This is a genomic window from Bradyrhizobium sp. Leaf396, assembly GCF_001424605.1.
Taxonomy (GTDB): Bacteria; Pseudomonadota; Alphaproteobacteria; order Rhizobiales; family Xanthobacteraceae; genus Bradyrhizobium; species Bradyrhizobium japonicum_C.
Map to the genome: position 1 here is coordinate 311,486 of NZ_LMQJ01000012.1, position 16,037 is coordinate 327,522.

Annotated in this window: 16 protein-coding genes and 1 other RNA gene; 7 read left to right on the forward strand and 10 right to left on the reverse strand. The window is 63.7% G+C overall.

Annotated elements, in window-relative coordinates:
* Positions 1 to 172: 172 nt before the first annotated feature.
* A complete protein-coding gene (locus ASG57_RS14535; protein ID WP_057196679.1) occupies positions 173 to 1,291 on the forward strand; it encodes a DUF2336 domain-containing protein in 1,119 nt (372 codons plus the stop codon).
* 18 nt (positions 1,292 to 1,309) lie between these two features.
* The gene (locus ASG57_RS14540; RefSeq protein ID WP_024339603.1) at positions 1,310 to 1,552 is read left to right on the forward strand and encodes a hypothetical protein; all 243 of its coding nucleotides are present in this window, start codon (positions 1,310 to 1,312) and stop codon (positions 1,550 to 1,552) included.
* A gap of 46 nt (positions 1,553 to 1,598) precedes the next feature.
* Here ASG57_RS14540 and ASG57_RS14545 read toward each other — a convergent pair whose 3' ends face one another.
* From ASG57_RS14545 to ssrA, 10 genes are all read right to left on the reverse strand, one after another.
* On the reverse strand, positions 1,599 to 3,305 hold the full coding sequence (locus ASG57_RS14545) for an ATP-binding protein (protein ID WP_057196597.1): 1,707 nt from the start codon (positions 3,303 to 3,305) through the stop codon (positions 1,599 to 1,601).
* Positions 3,302 to 4,816 carry an ATPase domain-containing protein gene (locus ASG57_RS14550; protein ID WP_024339605.1) on the reverse strand — a complete coding sequence of 505 codons (1,515 nt, stop codon included), beginning with the start codon at positions 4,814 to 4,816 and terminating at the stop codon, positions 3,302 to 3,304. Before ASG57_RS14550 ends, ASG57_RS14545 begins: the two co-directional genes overlap by 4 nt.
* Positions 4,817 to 5,050: 234 nt before the next feature.
* Positions 5,051 to 5,548 (reverse strand): GNAT family N-acetyltransferase, encoded by a 498-nt coding sequence (locus ASG57_RS14555; protein WP_024339606.1) that lies wholly within the window; start codon positions 5,546 to 5,548, stop codon positions 5,051 to 5,053.
* Positions 5,549 to 5,744: 196 nt separating this feature from the next.
* Positions 5,745 to 7,616 carry a ferrous iron transporter B gene (gene feoB, locus ASG57_RS14560; RefSeq protein ID WP_057196598.1) on the reverse strand — a complete coding sequence of 624 codons (1,872 nt, stop codon included), beginning with the start codon at positions 7,614 to 7,616 and terminating at the stop codon, positions 5,745 to 5,747.
* A 37-nt stretch (positions 7,617 to 7,653) separates the two neighbouring features.
* A complete protein-coding gene (locus ASG57_RS14565; RefSeq protein ID WP_024339608.1) occupies positions 7,654 to 7,929 on the reverse strand; it encodes a FeoA family protein in 276 nt (91 codons plus the stop codon).
* A gap of 115 nt (positions 7,930 to 8,044) precedes the next feature.
* Complete coding sequence (locus tag ASG57_RS14570; RefSeq protein WP_024339609.1) at positions 8,045 to 8,296, reverse strand: ribbon-helix-helix domain-containing protein; 252 nt, start codon at positions 8,294 to 8,296, stop codon at positions 8,045 to 8,047.
* The gene (locus ASG57_RS14575; RefSeq protein ID WP_024339610.1) at positions 8,293 to 8,481 is read right to left on the reverse strand and encodes a DUF4169 family protein; all 189 of its coding nucleotides are present in this window, start codon (positions 8,479 to 8,481) and stop codon (positions 8,293 to 8,295) included. Before ASG57_RS14575 ends, ASG57_RS14570 begins: the two co-directional genes overlap by 4 nt.
* Positions 8,482 to 8,756: 275 nt before the next feature.
* On the reverse strand, positions 8,757 to 10,190 hold the full coding sequence (gene fumC, locus ASG57_RS14580; RefSeq protein ID WP_057196599.1) for a class II fumarate hydratase: 1,434 nt from the start codon (positions 10,188 to 10,190) through the stop codon (positions 8,757 to 8,759).
* An 87-nt stretch (positions 10,191 to 10,277) separates the two neighbouring features.
* A complete protein-coding gene (locus tag ASG57_RS14585; RefSeq protein WP_024339612.1) occupies positions 10,278 to 10,796 on the reverse strand; it encodes an SspB family protein in 519 nt (172 codons plus the stop codon).
* Between the two features lie 116 nt (positions 10,797 to 10,912).
* Positions 10,913 to 11,279: a transfer-messenger RNA gene (ssrA, locus tag ASG57_RS36205) on the reverse strand.
* Positions 11,280 to 11,363: 84 nt separating this feature from the next.
* Between ssrA and ASG57_RS14590 the strand changes: the two genes are divergently transcribed.
* The 5 genes from ASG57_RS14590 to ASG57_RS14610 all read left to right on the forward strand — a co-directional run bounded on the left by ASG57_RS14590 (position 11,364) and on the right by ASG57_RS14610 (position 15,984).
* On the forward strand, positions 11,364 to 11,960 hold the full coding sequence (locus ASG57_RS14590; protein WP_057196680.1) for a chromate transporter: 597 nt from the start codon (positions 11,364 to 11,366) through the stop codon (positions 11,958 to 11,960).
* Positions 11,957 to 12,487, forward strand: a complete 531-nt coding sequence (locus tag ASG57_RS14595) for a chromate transporter (RefSeq protein ID WP_057196600.1) — start codon at positions 11,957 to 11,959, stop codon at positions 12,485 to 12,487. Before ASG57_RS14590 ends, ASG57_RS14595 begins: the two co-directional genes overlap by 4 nt.
* A 94-nt stretch (positions 12,488 to 12,581) precedes the next feature.
* Entirely contained in the window at positions 12,582 to 13,343 is a 762-nt protein-coding gene (locus ASG57_RS14600) for a tripartite tricarboxylate transporter TctB family protein (RefSeq protein WP_024339615.1), read from the forward strand.
* A gap of 7 nt (positions 13,344 to 13,350) precedes the next feature.
* Positions 13,351 to 14,865, forward strand: coding sequence for a tripartite tricarboxylate transporter permease (locus tag ASG57_RS14605; RefSeq protein ID WP_024339616.1), 1,515 nt, complete (start codon positions 13,351 to 13,353; stop codon positions 14,863 to 14,865).
* Between the two features lie 138 nt (positions 14,866 to 15,003).
* A complete protein-coding gene (locus ASG57_RS14610; RefSeq protein ID WP_057196601.1) occupies positions 15,004 to 15,984 on the forward strand; it encodes a tripartite tricarboxylate transporter substrate binding protein BugD in 981 nt (326 codons plus the stop codon).
* Positions 15,985 to 16,037: the final 53 nt, after the last annotated feature.

Sequence of the window (16,037 nt, forward strand, 5' to 3'; positions counted from 1 at the left end):
ACCGATTGACCCATTCTCCCGCATTTGAATGAATTTTGCCCGGCAAAACTGATTTGCCGATTTTACCGAATTCTCGCGTTTCGCCTCTAGCGTCCGTCCCCGAGGAATTCGGCGTCTCGCCCCAGCGGCGGGACGGCTCGCCAAAAGGCGACCAAGAACTGGGGTGATCGAGATGGACGGGGCGAAATCGCTTCTGCAGGATCTGGACGACGCGATCGCGCGCGGGACCGACGAAAGCCGGGCCAAGGCGCTGTGGCACGCAACCGATATCCTGATCACCGGCCGCTACAGCGACGACGAGATCTCCACGTTCGGCGAGGTCATCGGCCGGCTCGCCGACGAGATCGAGGTTGCTGCGCGCGCGCAGCTTTCGGAGATGATGTCGGCCTACGATCACGCGCCTCTCAACGTCATCGAGAAGCTCGCGCTCGACGACGAGATCGAGGTGGCGGGTCCGGTGCTGCGCGACTCTACTCGTATCGACGAGAAGATGCTGGTGGAGAGTGCCCTGACCAAGAGCCAGTCGCATCTGCTCGCGATCTCCCAGCGCAAGTCGATCGGCGAGGCCGTGACCGACGTGCTGGTCAAGCGCGGCAACCAGGAGGTCGTGACATCCGTTGCAAAGAACGAGGGCGCGCGCTTCTCCGGATCAGGCCTGTTGCACATGGTCCGCCGCGCCGAAGGCGACTCGATTCTCGCCGAACAGCTTGGCCTGCGCAAGGACGTGCCGCGCCACATCTTCCAGCAGCTCATCTCGAAGGCGTCGGAAGACGTCCGCCGCCGCCTCGAGACCGAGCGGCCCGAAATGATGGCGCAGATCCAGAGCTCGGTGACCGAGGTGACCGGCGATCTTCAGTCCAAGTTCGGCCCGTCCTCGCGCAGCTATTTCGTCGCCAAGCGCGTGGTCACGACGCAGTACCGGCAGGGCAACCTCAATCAGGACTCCATCTCGAACTATGCGCGCCAGCATCGTTTCGACGAAGTGCAGATCGGCCTGTCGCTGCTGTCCTCGCTGCCTGTGGACGTGATCGAGCGTGCGCTGATGGACCGCAACCGCGAGATGATCCTGGTCCTGTGCAAGGCGCTCGATTTCTCCTGGGACACGACGATGTCGCTCCTGTTTCTCGGCGCCAAGGATCACCTGATCACGGCGCGCGACCTGCAGGACAACGAGCGCGATTTCGGCCGGCTCAAGATCGAGACCTCGCGCAGCATCTTGAAGTTCTACCAGTCGCGGAAGACCGGCGCCGGTGCCGATGCGGGCCGTCAGCCCGAGCTACAGGTCCACTGAGGAGAGGGAGTGTCTGCAATGTTGCCTCAATTCGGCACCGCCGTTCGCAAGAAGAATCCCGGCAATGCCGTGAACGCCGATCTCGGCGGCGCGGCTCCGGACAAGTCCTCGGTCGACGCCGCCTGGCTCGTGCTCGAAGCGGCCAACGACCTCGGCGACCATGCCGCGGTGGACGCCTGCCGCCGCGTCATCGACGCCGAGCTGAACGGCACGGCGGCCCGCAGCTCGGATATCGATCTCGTGCTGGGGTACTTCAGGTAGAGATCACGCGTAGCCTGGATGGAGCGCGGCGAATCCTGGGCTGCTCTCAACGGGAACTCGAGCGTTTGGATTCCGCATCGCGCCGAAGGTTTGACTTCGCGGCGGCCAAGGCTGCAGCGAGCTCGTCGATGTGATAGGGCTTGGGCAATATCTCGATACCCGCGCTCTCCGCGTCGCTGACCGAGGCTTCGGCGTATCCGCTGGTCAGCAATATCGGGATGTCACTTCGTCTGTTCTTGATCTCGCGCGCAAGCTCGACCCCGTTCATGCCACCCGGCATCATGATGTCGGAGAAGATCAGATCGATGCGACGCCCGTCAGCCAGGGCACCGAGCGCTGCCGCGGCGCTGGAGGCGCGCGTGACCTCGTAACCGAGCTGGCCGAGCATCTCGCTGACGAGTGCGGCAACTTCATCATCGTCCTCCACCAGCAGGACTTGCCCCTGATTGCTCTTTTTCGGCCGCACCCTGGTGAGATCGATGAGATGCCGCTCGCTGGAAGGAGCATCGAACGATCGCGGCAGGTACAGCTCGATGCTCGTGCCCCGGCCAACCTCCGACCGAATGCGGACCGTACCCCTGGATTGCCTCGCAAATCCATGGACCTGCGCGAGCCCGAGCCCCGACCCCTTTCCCACGTCCTTGGTCGTGAAGAACGGTTCGAACACGCGCGACAGAATCTCCGGAGGCATGCCGACGCCGGTGTCGATCACCGATAGCCGGACGTAGTCGCCGGAGATCTGATCCTCGTTCAGATCAGGCAGATTCTCCCCACGCACGACGATCGTGCCGCCATTGGGCATCGCGTCGCGGGCATTGACGGCCAGGTTGAGAACGACCAGCTCGAGCTCGCCGGGGTCGACCTCCACAGGCCAAAGCTGCTCCGGAAAGTCGAACTCGACATGAACGTCGCCCCTCAGACTGCGGTCGAGCAGCTCGCGCATGCCGCCGATCTGCGCGGCGACGTCGACGGGCTGCGGCCGAAGCTTCTGCCGCCGGGAAAAAGCCAGAAGCTGCTTGGTCAGGCTGGCACCGCGCTGCGCGGCCTGGATCATCCCGTCCATCAGGCGGCGACGCCGGTTCGGATCCGTCTGGCGGTCGATCATGTCGAGGCCGCCGGAGATCACCATCAGGAGGTTGTTGAAGTCATGCGCCACGCCACCGGTGAGCTGGCCGATGGCTTCGATTTTCTGGGCCTGGCGAAGGGTTTCCTCGACCCGAGCGCGCTCCTTGATTTCCAGCCGCAGCTGCTCGTTGGCTTCCTCCAGTGCCCGCGTCCGCTCGATAACCAGTTTCTCGAGCTCTTGTGCGGTCTGCTCGCGCGCTTCGAGAAGAGCACGAATTTCATATTGGCGCCGGCGTGCCCGTGTCGCTGATTGAATTGCGCTGGTCAGCGTGATCGGCTGAACAGGACGTTCGAGCAATGAAACGTTGCGAAGAAGTTCGACGATGCTGCGCCGCCAGGCGACGACCGCCGGCTGCTCGCGGTGGCTGGTGAGAACGACGAAGGGTAGATCGGACCACGGCGGCTGGCTGGCGATCCATTGCGCCAGCGGTTCGGTGTCTTTGCCGAACAATCCTTCCTCGGCCAGAAACACGGTGCCGACGCCTGCCGCCATTTCGCTGACGAGCTCGGGCAAGTCCCGGCAATTGATCGCGTTGAGATTCGCGCTGCGCAAGAGTTCGGCCGAGGCTGGTCCGTCGCGGCCGATCGGGGCGAATACGAGAACGCGGTGATCGCGATCGGCGGTCATTCGCCCGGCCCTTCCGGGAGTACCGTGCCGGTATAGCGCGGATTGCCGGAAAAGATGCCGCTGAACTCGTGAAGCGGCGGGCCAACTTTGATCCCGCTGCTGCCGAGCCGGAATTCGCGGATGCCATGCTCATGGCTGCCGCTGCGCTTCTTGACGACCGACAAGGCGCGCCGAACCGTTCCCGCGAACTCGAAATAGCGTAGCATGACGACTGCATCGCTCAGATAACTGAGATCGACTGGCGTATCCATGGGACCGACAAGCCCATGCTGGGCAAGGATGAGGATTGTGAACACGCCCTGCTGGGCCAGATAGCTGAGCAGTTCATGCATCTGCAGAATGAGAAAGCGTTCATCCGGCATCGCGTTCAGATAGCCGTTCAGGCTGTCGATGATGATCACGCGTGCATTGTCGACCTCGACGCTGCGGCGGAGGCCTGCCGCAAACTCACCGGGCGACAATTCGGCGGGATCGATTTGCTGAAACCGGATCTTCCCGGAGGCGAGATGCTTGTCCAGAGGCAGGCCGAGCGTCCGGGCCCGTGCCTCAATCGTTCCGCGCCCTTCATCGAAGGCGAAGAATACCGCGTGCTCGCCACGTGCCGCTGCCGCGATGGCGTAGGTCAGCGCAACCGACGACTTGCCGACGCCGGCAGAGCCGAGGAGAAGCGCGTTGGTGCCGCGCTCGAGCCCGCCGCCCAGGAGACGATCGAGCTCGGCGTTGCCGCTGGATACCGTGTCACCTTCGAACGACCTGTGATGCTCGGCCGCCACGAGCCGGGGGAAGATCCGCAGGCCCCCTTGCATGATGGTAAAGTCGTGGTAGCCGCCGCGAAACCGGATGCCGCGCATCTTGATCACGCGAAGCCGTCGCCGCTCGGCACCGTAGTCTATGGCAAGCTGTTCGAGCATCACGACGCCGTGCGCGATCGAATGCAGCTGCAAGTCGTCCTGAGACGACGAGAGATCGTCGAGCAGCACGATGGTACAGTTACGATTGGTGAAGAAGTGCTTGAGGGCCAGAACCTGGCGCCTGTATCGCAGCGGGTTCTGCGCCAGCAGGCGAAGTTCGGACAGGCTGTCGAGCACCACGCGGGAGGGATTGATCCGTTCGACTTCCTTGAAGATCAAACCGGTGGTTTCACTCAGCTCCATTTCGGCGGGATGAAAAACCGTGAGCTCCCGCTCGGGATCAAGCGTTGTTTCCGGCGGAACGAGCTCGAAGATGTCGACACCGTCCAGTGACCATCCGTGGCGCTCGGCCACAACAGTGAGCTCGCTCTTGGTCTCGGAGAGAGAGATGTAGAGAACGCGTTCGCCGTCGCGCACCCCACGTAGAAGAAACTGGAGGGCAATCGTGGTCTTGCCCGTGCCCGGCCGCCCCTCGTAGAGATACATCCGGTTGGCATCGAGACCGCCCCCGAGGATGTCGTCCAGCCCTTCGCTGCCGGTCGAAACCCTCGGCAAATCCTTGAGGTCGCTGCCTGGAGCAGCCGCTGATTGACCGGTCATGAACCCCCCTTACGCGGAAATCTTCCGAAAGCTCGCCATGCGCTCCGGGCGCACGCCTCGAGCCGGATTTGGCTGAGAAGGTGCGGTCTAAGGAACTCCCAAGCCGGGCTTGAGTTCCCGACCCGAAGCGCCCTTGGAGCGCGAGAGGGCGCCGTGTCGTTGCTGCTCAACAGCTGGATATGACTGTTAAAAAATGAACACAGGCGATCGCCTGCGGTCCGTCCTGCGCGGCATTCACTGCGGGATGCGATAAATCGCGACCTCCTCGCCGTGATGGCTCGTGATCCGCTCGAGCAGATAGTTCGATTTCTCCAGCACACGGCGGGATGCGCCGTTGCCGACATTCACGATTCCGATGAGGGACGGCAACGCGAGTTGTGACAGCCCTATGCCCGTCAGCGCGGTCGCGATCTCGCTTGCGAATCCCCGGCCCCAGAATTCGCCCTTGAACGCGTAGAAGATCTCGACCTCGTCGACGTTCTCCATGACGATGTGCCTGATACCGGCCCGTCCGGCGAACGCCCCGTCTTTCGTCCGGAGCGTCCAGAGTCCGAAGCCGTGCTGGTTCCAGTGGGCCATGTTGGCCGCGAGATAGGCCTTCGTGACCTCGGGCGTCCGCACGCCGCCGAGATAGCGGGAGACCTCGGCATCGCGGTGCAACGCGACGAGGTCGGCTAGGTGATCTTCGCGCAGCTGCTCAGCCGTCAGTCGGCTGGTGGCGAAATGGTTGATGGCGACGGATCGCCGTTTCCGTGGCGTGTCGTCGTTCATGCTGCAATCGATGCGGGCTGATCGTGACATCCTGCCCCTGTTTTGCCCGACAGGTCAACTCGTGGCCGCACGCATGCTTGCCCGCACGCAAGTCATTGATTTCGCGGCCCCGTCTACTGTGCATGGGGTTGTTTTCGCAGTTTGGCTTTGGACGGGGCTAACCCGCGCCAAGCGCGACCGCGACGTTGTAGGTGACGAGGCTCGCCGCATAGGCCAGCACCAGCATGTAGGTGAAGGTCACGCCCATCCAGGTCCAGCTTCCGGTCTCGCGCCGGATCACGGCCAGCGTGGAAGCGCATTGCGGGGCGAAGATGTACCAGGCCAGCATCGACAGCGCCGTCGCGAGCGACCATTTCGTCGCCAGCACGTGGCCGATCTGGTCGGCCGCCTCCTTGCCGCCCTCGATCGCATAGACGGTGCCGAGGGCTGCGACAGCGACCTCGCGGGCCGCCATGCCGGGGATCAGTGCGACCGCGATCTGCCAGTTGAAGCCGACGGGTGCGAGCAGCGGCTCGAGAGCCTTGCCGATCATCGCAGCTAAGCTGAAGTCGATGGCGGGCTCGGTACTGCCGGCCGGGGGCTGCGGGAACGAGGCCAGGAACCAGATCAGCACCATCATCGAGAAGATCGTGGTGCCGGCGCGCACCAGGAACATCTTGGCCCGGGTGTAGATGCCGATCGCGATCGATTTCAGCCGCGGCATCTTGTAGTCCGGCAGCTCCAGCATGAAGGGTGCCGGCGCGTAGTCGCGCAGCATGAAGAACTTGATCAGGAAGGAGACGACGAGGGCGCTGATGATGCCGGCCGCATAGAGGCCGAACATCACGAGGCCTTGCAGGTTGATGAAGCCCCAGACGTCCCTGGCCGGAATGAAGGCGGAGATGATCAGCGTGTAGACGGGAATTCGCGCCGAGCAGGTCATCAGCGGCGCGATCAGGATCGTGGTCAGGCGGTCGCGCTTGTTGTCGATCACGCGCGTTGCCATGATGCCGGGAATGGCGCAAGCAAAGCTCGACAGCAGCGGAATGAAGGCGCGGCCGTGCAGCCCTGCGCCGCCCATGATGCGGTCCATCAGGAACGCGGCGCGCGCCATGTAGCCGAAATCTTCCAGCAGCAGGATGAACAGGAAGATGATGATGATCTGCGGCAGGAACACGATCACGCTGCCGACGCCCGAGATCACGCCGTTCTGAAGGAAGCTCTGCAGCAGGCCGGCGGGCAGGGTGGCCTGGACGAGCTCGCCCAGCGCTTCGAACCCGGAGTTGAGCAGCTCCATCAGCGGCTGGGCCCAGGCGAACACCGCCTGGAACATCACGAACAGGATCAGTGCGAGCACGATCAGGCCGCCGACCGGATGTAGCACGATCGCGTCAATCCGCGCGGTCCAGGTGTCGGGGCTGGCCGGTAGGCTGACGCAGTCGGCGATGATGCGGTCGGCCTCGCGCTGCGTCGCGCGCAATTCGGAGACGCTGAGCGCGCGCCAGCTGCTCTCCCGAGGCTCAGCGGCGAGCTTGGCCGCGGTCTCGTCGGTCAGCTTGAGCAGGTCGGCCGTGCCGCCCTTGCGCACCGCGATCGAGGTGACCACGGGCACGCCGAGCTCCTTGGCGAGCCGCTCGACGTCGACGGTGATGCCGCGGCGGCTCGCGATGTCGAACATGTTGAGCACGAGGATCATCGGCCGTCCCGTGCGCTTGAGCTCGAGCAGCAGGCGGATCGTCAGCCGCAGATTGGTGCTGTCGGCGACGCACAGCACGAGATCCGGCATGGTCTCGCCGGAGGCCTTGCCGAGCACGAAGTCGCGGGTGATCTCCTCGTCGGGGCTGCGGCCGCGCAGCGAATAGGTGCCGGGCAGGTCGACCAACGAGACCTGGCGGCCGAGCGGGGTGACGAAGAAGCCTTCCTTGCGCTCGACGGTGACGCCGGGATAGTTCGCGACCTTCTGCCGGCTGCCTGTCAGGGCGTTGAACAGCGAGGTCTTGCCGCTGTTCGGCGTGCCCACCAGGGCAAGATGCAGCAAGGGTAATTCCATGTGATCAAGGGCCCGGGATACGGCGTCCCGTCGCAATCTAGGCGACGATGATGGCCATGGCTTCGCGACGGCGGACCGCGATCGTGATGTTGTCGACCCGCACGGCGATTGGATCGCGCCCGACCAGCCCCTCATGCAGGACCTCGACGCGGGCGCCTTCGACGAAGCCGAGCTCGATCAGGCGGCTTTCGAGCTCGACGTCCGAGAGCGCCGAGCCCGCCTCCTTGGCGGAAAGGTGCTGGATGACGCCGGTGTAGCCGCGCTGGGCCAGACCCAGCGGCATGTGCGAACGCGTGTCAGCGGTGTCGGTCATGCCCTGTATTTTCAACGCAGGGCATTGAGGTCAAGCGCACATGCTCGCCGAACCTGCACCTTAGAGTGATTTTAAAGTGCTGGGGCCGGGGCGCCGTCGGCGGCGCCCCCGTCGGCTATTGGGCCGGGACCTTGTCCGGCTGGGCGGCCATGGCGCGGCTCTTGAAGTAGTCCAGGACGAAGAGGCGGATCGCCGACGACAGATTGCCCTGCTGGCGGTTGCTATCGATCTCGCCGACCAGTTCGGACAACGTCATGTTGCGAAGGCCGGAGATTTCCTTCATGCCGTTCCAGAACGCCTCTTCCAGGCTGACGCTGGTCTTGTGGCCGGCGACGACGATCGACCGTTTTACGACCGGCGACTTCATGGCTGCTCCTCGCGATCGATCCGGTGCTGGTCCAGATGCTCCTTGGCCTGGTCCGCCCGTTTCTCCTCCGCGGACCGCTTCGCCTTCGTGCGACCGAACTTCGCCCGGTTGGCGTCCGCCTGCTTCGCCGAGGCTTCCCGCTCGGCGCGCTTCCTGAAACGATTCAGGTTGATGACGTTCCCCATGCCGCGTCTCCATCACCCGATCCTCATTTTGCCGGATGAAACATTCAGAAACAGGGCGCTCCGTTGCGCCCCACAAGACTTGATCGTCATTCGCTCGTCCTCGTCAATCGGCCTCTTGGGCCATTAAACGATGAATTCGCCCATGGAGGGCAGAGGGGCTGCGTAGCACGGCGCCCCGCCGCAACATTGACGGTAATCAAATCCCGCCCTCAAAGCCGCATATTTCTCGGCGCCGAGCGTCCGTATCATTACGGACGGATATCGGAATCTGGAATTTAGCCCGGGCTGGTCATCTTCTCGGGGCGTACCAGACGGTCGAACTCGTCGGCCGAGACGAAGCCGAGCCGAAGCGCCTCCTCCTTCAGCGTGCTGCCGTTGGCGTGCGCGGTCTTGGCCACCTTGGCCGCGTTGTCATAGCCGATCTTCGGGGCCAGCGCCGTCACCAGCATCAGCGATCGCTCCATCAGCTCCTTGATGCGCTTTTCGTCGGCGCGGATGCCGCTGACGCAATGTTCGGTGAAGGAACGTGCGGCATCCGCCAGCAGGCGGATCGAGTGCAGCATGTTGTAGGCCAGCACGGGCTTGTAGACGTTGAGCTCGAAATGGCCCTGGCTGCCGGCGACGGTGATGGCGGTGTGATTGCCGAACACTTGGCAGCAGACCATGGTCATCGCTTCGCATTGGGTCGGATTGACCTTGCCCGGCATGATCGATGAGCCCGGCTCGTTCTCCGGCAGGATCAGCTCGCCGAGACCCGAACGCGGGCCGGAGCCGAGCAGGCGGATGTCGTTGGCGATCTTGAACAGGCCCGTCGCGACCGAATTGATGGCGCCGTGTGCCAGCACATAAGCATCGTTCGAGGCCAGCGCCTCGAATTTGTTGGTGGCGCTGGTGAAGGGCAGCTTCGTGATTGCGGCCGCGTGCTTTGCGAACAGTCTTGCGAAGCGCGGCTTCGAGTTGAGGCCGGTGCCGACAGCGGTGCCGCCCTGCGCCAGCGGATAGAGGTCCCTCACCGCGACCTTCAGCCGGGCGATGCCGCTTTCGACCTGTGCGGCATAGCCGGAAAATTCCTGGCCCAGCGTCAGCGGCGTCGCATCCTGGGTGTGGGTGCGGCCGATCTTGACGATCTTCGAGAACTGCTTCTCCTTCTTGCGCAGGGCGCGGAGCAATTCGCCGAGGGCAGGAACGAGATCGGCATTGATGCGGCTTGCGGCCGCGATGTGCATCGCGGTGGGAAACGAGTCGTTGGACGACTGGCTCATGTTGACGTGGTCGTTGGGATGCACCGGCTTCTTGGCCCCGAGTTCGCCGCCCAGGAGCTCGTTGGCCCGGTTGGCGATCACCTCATTGAGGTTCATGTTGCTCTGCGTGCCGGAGCCGGTCTGCCACACCACCAGCGGAAAATGATCGTCCAGCCTGCCCTCGATCACTTCGCGCGCAGCGCGGATGATGGCGTTGGCGCGGCGCCGGTCGAGCAGGCCAAGCTCGAGATTGGACTGCGCAGCCGCAAGCTTGACGATGCCGAGCGCATGAATCAGCGAGATCGGCATGCGGTCGGTTCCGATGCGGAAATTCTGGCGCGAGCGTTCGGTCTGCGCCCCCCAGTAGCGGTCGACCGGGACCTCGACGGGACCAAAGCTGTCGGTCTCGATGCGGGTCGCGGAGCGGGCGGTTCTCGAGCGGGAAGCTTTGACCATGAGCACATCCATTCTGCCGCGCGAAACGCCGCACGGACTTCATGTGCACCTCTATATAGGCAGTTCGGCCGCGCGCGACGGGCTCAAGCCCAATCTAGATCATTTCTTGCGGAAACGATCGAGCCGCACGACTTCGGCGCCACCCTGGTTCGGCGGGGTCGGTTCGTCGGCAGCTTCTGCCTTTTCCGTGGCAGGTGCCGGCACCGCGACCGCCGATGGTGCGGGAGCCGCCGGCAGATTGTCCGGCGCGACCTCGGCGACATCGGAAGTGTCGAACTGAAGGCCGAACTTCACGGACGGGTCGAGGAAGCTCTTGATGGCACTGAACGGCACTACCAGCCGCTCCGGAATGCCGCCAAAGGACAGGCCCACCTCGAAGCGGTCTTCGAGCACGGTCAGGTCCCAGAACTGGTGCTGGAGGATGATCGTCATTTCGTCTGGATATTGCGCGAGCAGCCGCGGCGACAGCTTCACGCCCTCGGCTTTCGACACGAAGGTGATGAAGAAATGGTGCTCTCCCGGCAGGCCATGGGCCGCGGCATCGGTCAGCACCTTCCGCAGCACGCCGCGAAGGGCGTCGCGGGCCAGCACATCGTATCGGATATGATCGGTCGCCATGGTGGTCCTGTTGCATCCCCGAGGCCGGACCCTGCCGGTCCCGACTCGTCAAGCCGCAATAGTACCGCGCCTGACGGATGAGCAGGAGTCCCCGCCGGGAAGAAATCAAAGAGTAAAGTGGAGGCTTCTGTTGCCAGGTGCCTCCGAACCCCGCCTAACGGAGCTTAACCCGTTAGGACTTTAAGATGGTCTTTCAAACTGCGTTACGCAGCCTGAGCAACCGGAGCAAAGTTGTCGTTGGCAACTATTGCAGTAGCCCGATAACGGCGGAACAATACCGGGAAAAAGTACGCCCTTTACGCCCTCGTCGATCCTATTTCGCCCCCGCCAAAGCCCGCTGCTGAGGCAAGCACCGAGCGGGCTTTGGTGGAGGCGCCGGGTACCGCCCCCGGGTCCGAATGGTTTATTGCGACGACCGTTTATTTCCATAGCCGGCGAACCGGCATCCCTAATATAGGACGCAAAGCTTTCGAAAAACAGGGGTTTCGAGCGGGGTGGATGCGGTTCCCTTTGGATAGGTTCCGGACCGTCTTGGCCATGGCGCGGCCCTCGTTCTACGCTTCTGACATGTCCTCGGATTCAGCACCGGCCCCGCAACAGCCGGATCTCGCCGCCGCGCCGCCAGGTCTGGCCGCATTATTCCTGGCGTTTGCCGGGATGTCGTTGGCGGGCTTCGGTGGCGTCTTGGTGTTTGCCCGACGCGCGATCGTCGAGCAGCACCGCTGGATGACGGCGGACGAGTTCAACGAAACCTTTGCGCTCTGCCACTTCCTGCCCGGCCCCAACATCGTCAATCTGTCGATGGTGTTCGGATCGCGCCTGCGCGGCATCGCCGGCGGCGTTGCCGCCTTCGCCGGGCTGTTGCTGCCGCCAACGCTGATCATGATGGTGCTTGCGATCGCCTATGCCCATTTCGGCGATCTCGAGGTGCTGCGCCGAATCCTTGCCGGCATCTCATGCGCTGCGATCGGCCTCTTGATCGCGGTGGTCTTGCGCATGATGACGCCGCTGCTCAAGCGGACGGATCCCCTCCCGGTGATCCTGATGCTCGGCGTGTTCCTGGCCGTCGGCGTGCTCCGTCTGCCTCTGCAGGCGGTGCTGCTGGTCGCGATTCCCGTCAGTGTCGGCGTCACTTATTTCCTGCGGCGGAAAGTAGCAGCATGAACGGCCAAAGTCCGATCTGGTCGCTGATCTCCACCTTCGGTCTGATGTCGCTGTTCGCCGTCGGCGGGGCTGCGGCGGCGGTGCCCGAGATGCACCGCATCGCAGTCGAGGTGAATCACTGGATGACCGACAGGCAGTTCACCGACGCCTATGCCATCGCGCAGCTCTCGCCCGGTCCGAACGTGCTTATCGTCACGTTAATCGGCTATGCCGTCGCTGGCATCCCCGGGGCGCTGGCCGCGACGTTGGCGATGTGCCTGCCGACGGCGCTGCTTGCCTACTATGTCAGCCGGCTCCTGAACCGTCCCCGCGAATCGCGATGGCCCGGTGTGATTCAGGCTGCACTGGTTCCGCTGTCGATCGGATTGATGGCGGCCAGCGCGCTGATCCTGGCCCAGTCGGCCGAGCGCACGATTGCTGCACTGCTTCTGACCACCATGGTTGCGGTGATCGCATCCATCTCGCGCATCAATCCACTCTGGCTCCTGCTTGCCGGCGGTCTGTTGGGTTTTGCTGGCATTGTGTGATGAAAATCGCTAGGCAGTGTTCCGGCGGGGGATCCAGTTCCAGCCGATTTAGAACAACAGTGCTCGTGACTTACGGGTCGCGGAGGAGACATGCATGGCCGACACGATGGGCCACTCAGCGACTGCCATCCGGAACACCAAGGTGGCGCTCGGCTTTTGTCTGCTGGCGATTGCGCCGCAGATTTTCGAATTGATCTGGTCGATCGGGACGATCTTCGGCTGGGGCGCGGGGCGGGGCCCCGCGACCGTTGTCACCAGCCACGCGACAGCACTGATCGTCGGCGCGCCCAGCGCCTTATTCGGATCGTTTGGCGGCGGCACCAAGAAGATGTCATCCGAGGTGCTGCTGGCGCTGATCTATTCCTATCCACTGTTTGCGGTGGCGATCCTCACGCTTCTCATGACGATCCGGTCGGCGCAGGACTATGTTGGCGGTGTCGTCTTGATGGCCGTTGCCCTGTTCGCTCTGTACGCGTCGAGCGATTTGCAGGGCATGCGGGGCTTCTCCTTCGGCGCAGGGACCGCGCCGCGCATGTTCGGCGGACTGCTGGTCGCCTTGTCCGCCGGCATCGCCTTGACCGGCCTTTTGACCGATGGGCCGGCGATGGCCCATTATTCCTGGCGGGGGCCGCTGTTCGTGGTCGCCGCGATCCTCTTCTTCGCCCTGTCGATCCGGTCGCTCGGCCTCGTGGTCACGGCTTTCACCAGCTTCATGATCGCAGCGACGGGCTCGCAAGAGACGCGGTGGCTGGAAGCGGTGATCGTCGGCGCCTGCCTGACGGTCGGTTGCGCGATCCTGTTTCCGTACGTGCTCGGGCTGCCGATGCCGATGTACCCGCGTTTCCTGATCCAGTGAGGGCGTGATGGATATCTTTGCCAACCTCGCTCACGGCTTCGCCGTCGCGTTCTCTCCGATCAACCTTCTGATGTGCCTGATCGGCGCCCTGGTCGGGACGCTGGTCGGCGTTTTGCCGGGCATCGGCACCATCGCGACGGTCGCGATGCTGCTGCCGATTACCTTCGGACTGCCGCCGGTCGGCGCGCTGATCATGCTTGCTGGCATCTATTATGGCGCCCAGTATGGCGGCTCGACCACGTCGATCCTCGTCAACATACCTGGCGAGGCGACATCGGTCGTCACCGCCATCGACGGTCACCAGATGGCAAAGCAGGGCCGCGCCGGTCCGGCGCTGGCGATCGCCGCGATCGGCTCGTTCTTCGCCGGCTGCGTCGCGACCGTCTTGATCGCTGTGCTTGGCGCGCCGCTCACCAAGCTCGCATTGGCGTTCGGCCCGGCCGAATATTTCTCGCTGATGGTGCTGGGCCTGATCTTTGCCGTAGTGCTGGCCAAGGGGTCGGTGCTGAAGGCGATCGCGATGATCGTCCTCGGCCTGTTGCTCTCGATGGTGGGTTCGGACATCGAGACCGGCGCCTCGCGCATGGCGTTCAACATTCCGGAGCTCGCTGACGGACTCGGCTTCGCGACCGTCGCGATGGGCGTATTCGGTTTCGCGGAGATCATTCGCAATCTTGACGCTGGCGCCGAGCTGAACCGTGATCTCGTGCAGCAGAAGATCACCGGCCTGATGCCGACGAAGCAAGATCTGGTCGATTCGACGCCCGCCATCCTGCGCGGCACCGTGCTCGGCTCGATCCTCGGCATCCTGCCAGGCGGCGGTGCGACGATCGCATCGTTCGGCGCTTATACGCTCGAGAAGAAGCTCGCCAAGATCCCGTCGCGATTCGGTCGTGGTGCGATCGAGGGTGTGGCGGGGCCGGAGAGCGCCAACAATGCCGCGGCGCAGACCTCGTTCATCCCGCTGCTGACGCTTGGCATCCCGCCGAACGCGGTGATGGCGCTGATGGTGGGTGCGATGACCATTCACGGCATCGTGCCGGGACCGCAGGTGATGCAGAAGCAGCCGGATCTCGTCTGGGGCATGATCGCGTCGATGTGGATCGGCAATCTGATGCTGATCATCATCAACCTGCCGCTGGTCGGAATCTGGGTGCGGCTCTTGCGCGTGCCGTACCGGCTGATGTTCCCCTCGATCGTGATCTTTTGCGCGATCGGTATCTATTCGGTGAACAACGCGCCGGTCGACGTCATCCTGGCAGGCGTATTCGGTCTCGTCGGCTACTGGCTGATCAAGCACGATTTCGAGCCGGCGCCGCTGCTGCTCGGCATGGTGCTCGGCCCGCTGATGGAAGAGAACCTGCGCCGGGCGCTGCTGATCTCGCGCGGCGACTGGAGCGTGTTCCTGACCCGTCCGTTGTCGGCGGTGCTGCTTGCAGTCGCGGCGAGCCTGCTTGTCCTTACGGTGCTACCGGCATTGCGCGCCAAGCGTGACGAGGTATTCACCGAGTCCGAAAACTAGGTCGCCGCGCTCAGGATGGGCTCGCGACCTGCGTCGGCGCGCCGCATTCGGAAGTCGAATCGACTTGTGCGACGGCTTCATGAAATGAAAATGCCGGCCTTTGGGCCGACATTTTGTTTCTGTCCAAGGGGGAACGCCATGACCTTCGTTCGCGCGCTAACGGGCGCATGTGCCGCAGCGCTTGCGTCGCTTGCTACATTCACCGCAACCGCTGAGGCACAGACCTTTCCGACGCGCAGCATCACCATGATCGTGCCGTTCGCGGCCGGCGGGCCTACCGACGTGATCTCGCGCATCGTTAGCGGGCACATGGCGCAGACGCTTGGGCAGAGCATCATCATCGAGAACGTGGTCGGTGCCGGTGGCACCACCGCCACGACGCGCGCCGCGCGCGCGGCCAATGACGGCTATACGCTGATCACCGGTCACATGGGCACCCATGCCGCATCGGTGCCGCTCTATCCGAAGCTCGCCTATCATCCCGAGAAAGACTTCGAGCCGATCGCGCTGCTGGCGGGCACGCCGATCCTGATCCTGGCCCGCAAGGATTTTCCGCCGAAGGACCTCAAGGAGTTCGTCACCTACGTGAAGGCGAATGCCGAGAAGGTGAATGCCGCCCATGCCGGCGTGGGCTCGGTTTCGCACGTCTCGTGCGAGCTTCTGCACTCCATCCTCGACATCAAGCCCGTCGGCGTGCCCTTCAACGGCACGGGCCCAGCGATGAACGCGCTGGTGGCCGGACAGGTCGACTACATGTGCGACCAGATCGTCAACGCCGTCCCGCAGATCAACGCGGGCACCATCAAGGCCTATGCGATCGCGACGGCGGAGCGCAATCCGTCGCTGCCGAACGTGCCGACCACGGCGGAGGCCGGCTTGCCGGCATTTCAGGCTCAGGCTTGGAACGCGATGTTCGCGCCCAAGGGGACCTCGCCTGCGATCGTGGCGAGCCTGAACGCCGCCGCCGTCAAGGCGCTCGACGACGAGACCGTGAAGAAGCGGCTTCTCGAACTCGGCAGCGTCATTCCCGGGCCGAAGGACCGTACGCCGGAGGCGCTGGCGGCCCTCGTCAAGAACGAGATCGCGAAGTGGAGCCCGGTGCTCAAGCCGACAAATTAAGCAAAGGCGATCAGGCCGATAGGCCAGGGGCGGGACGCTGAGTTCCGCCCCTT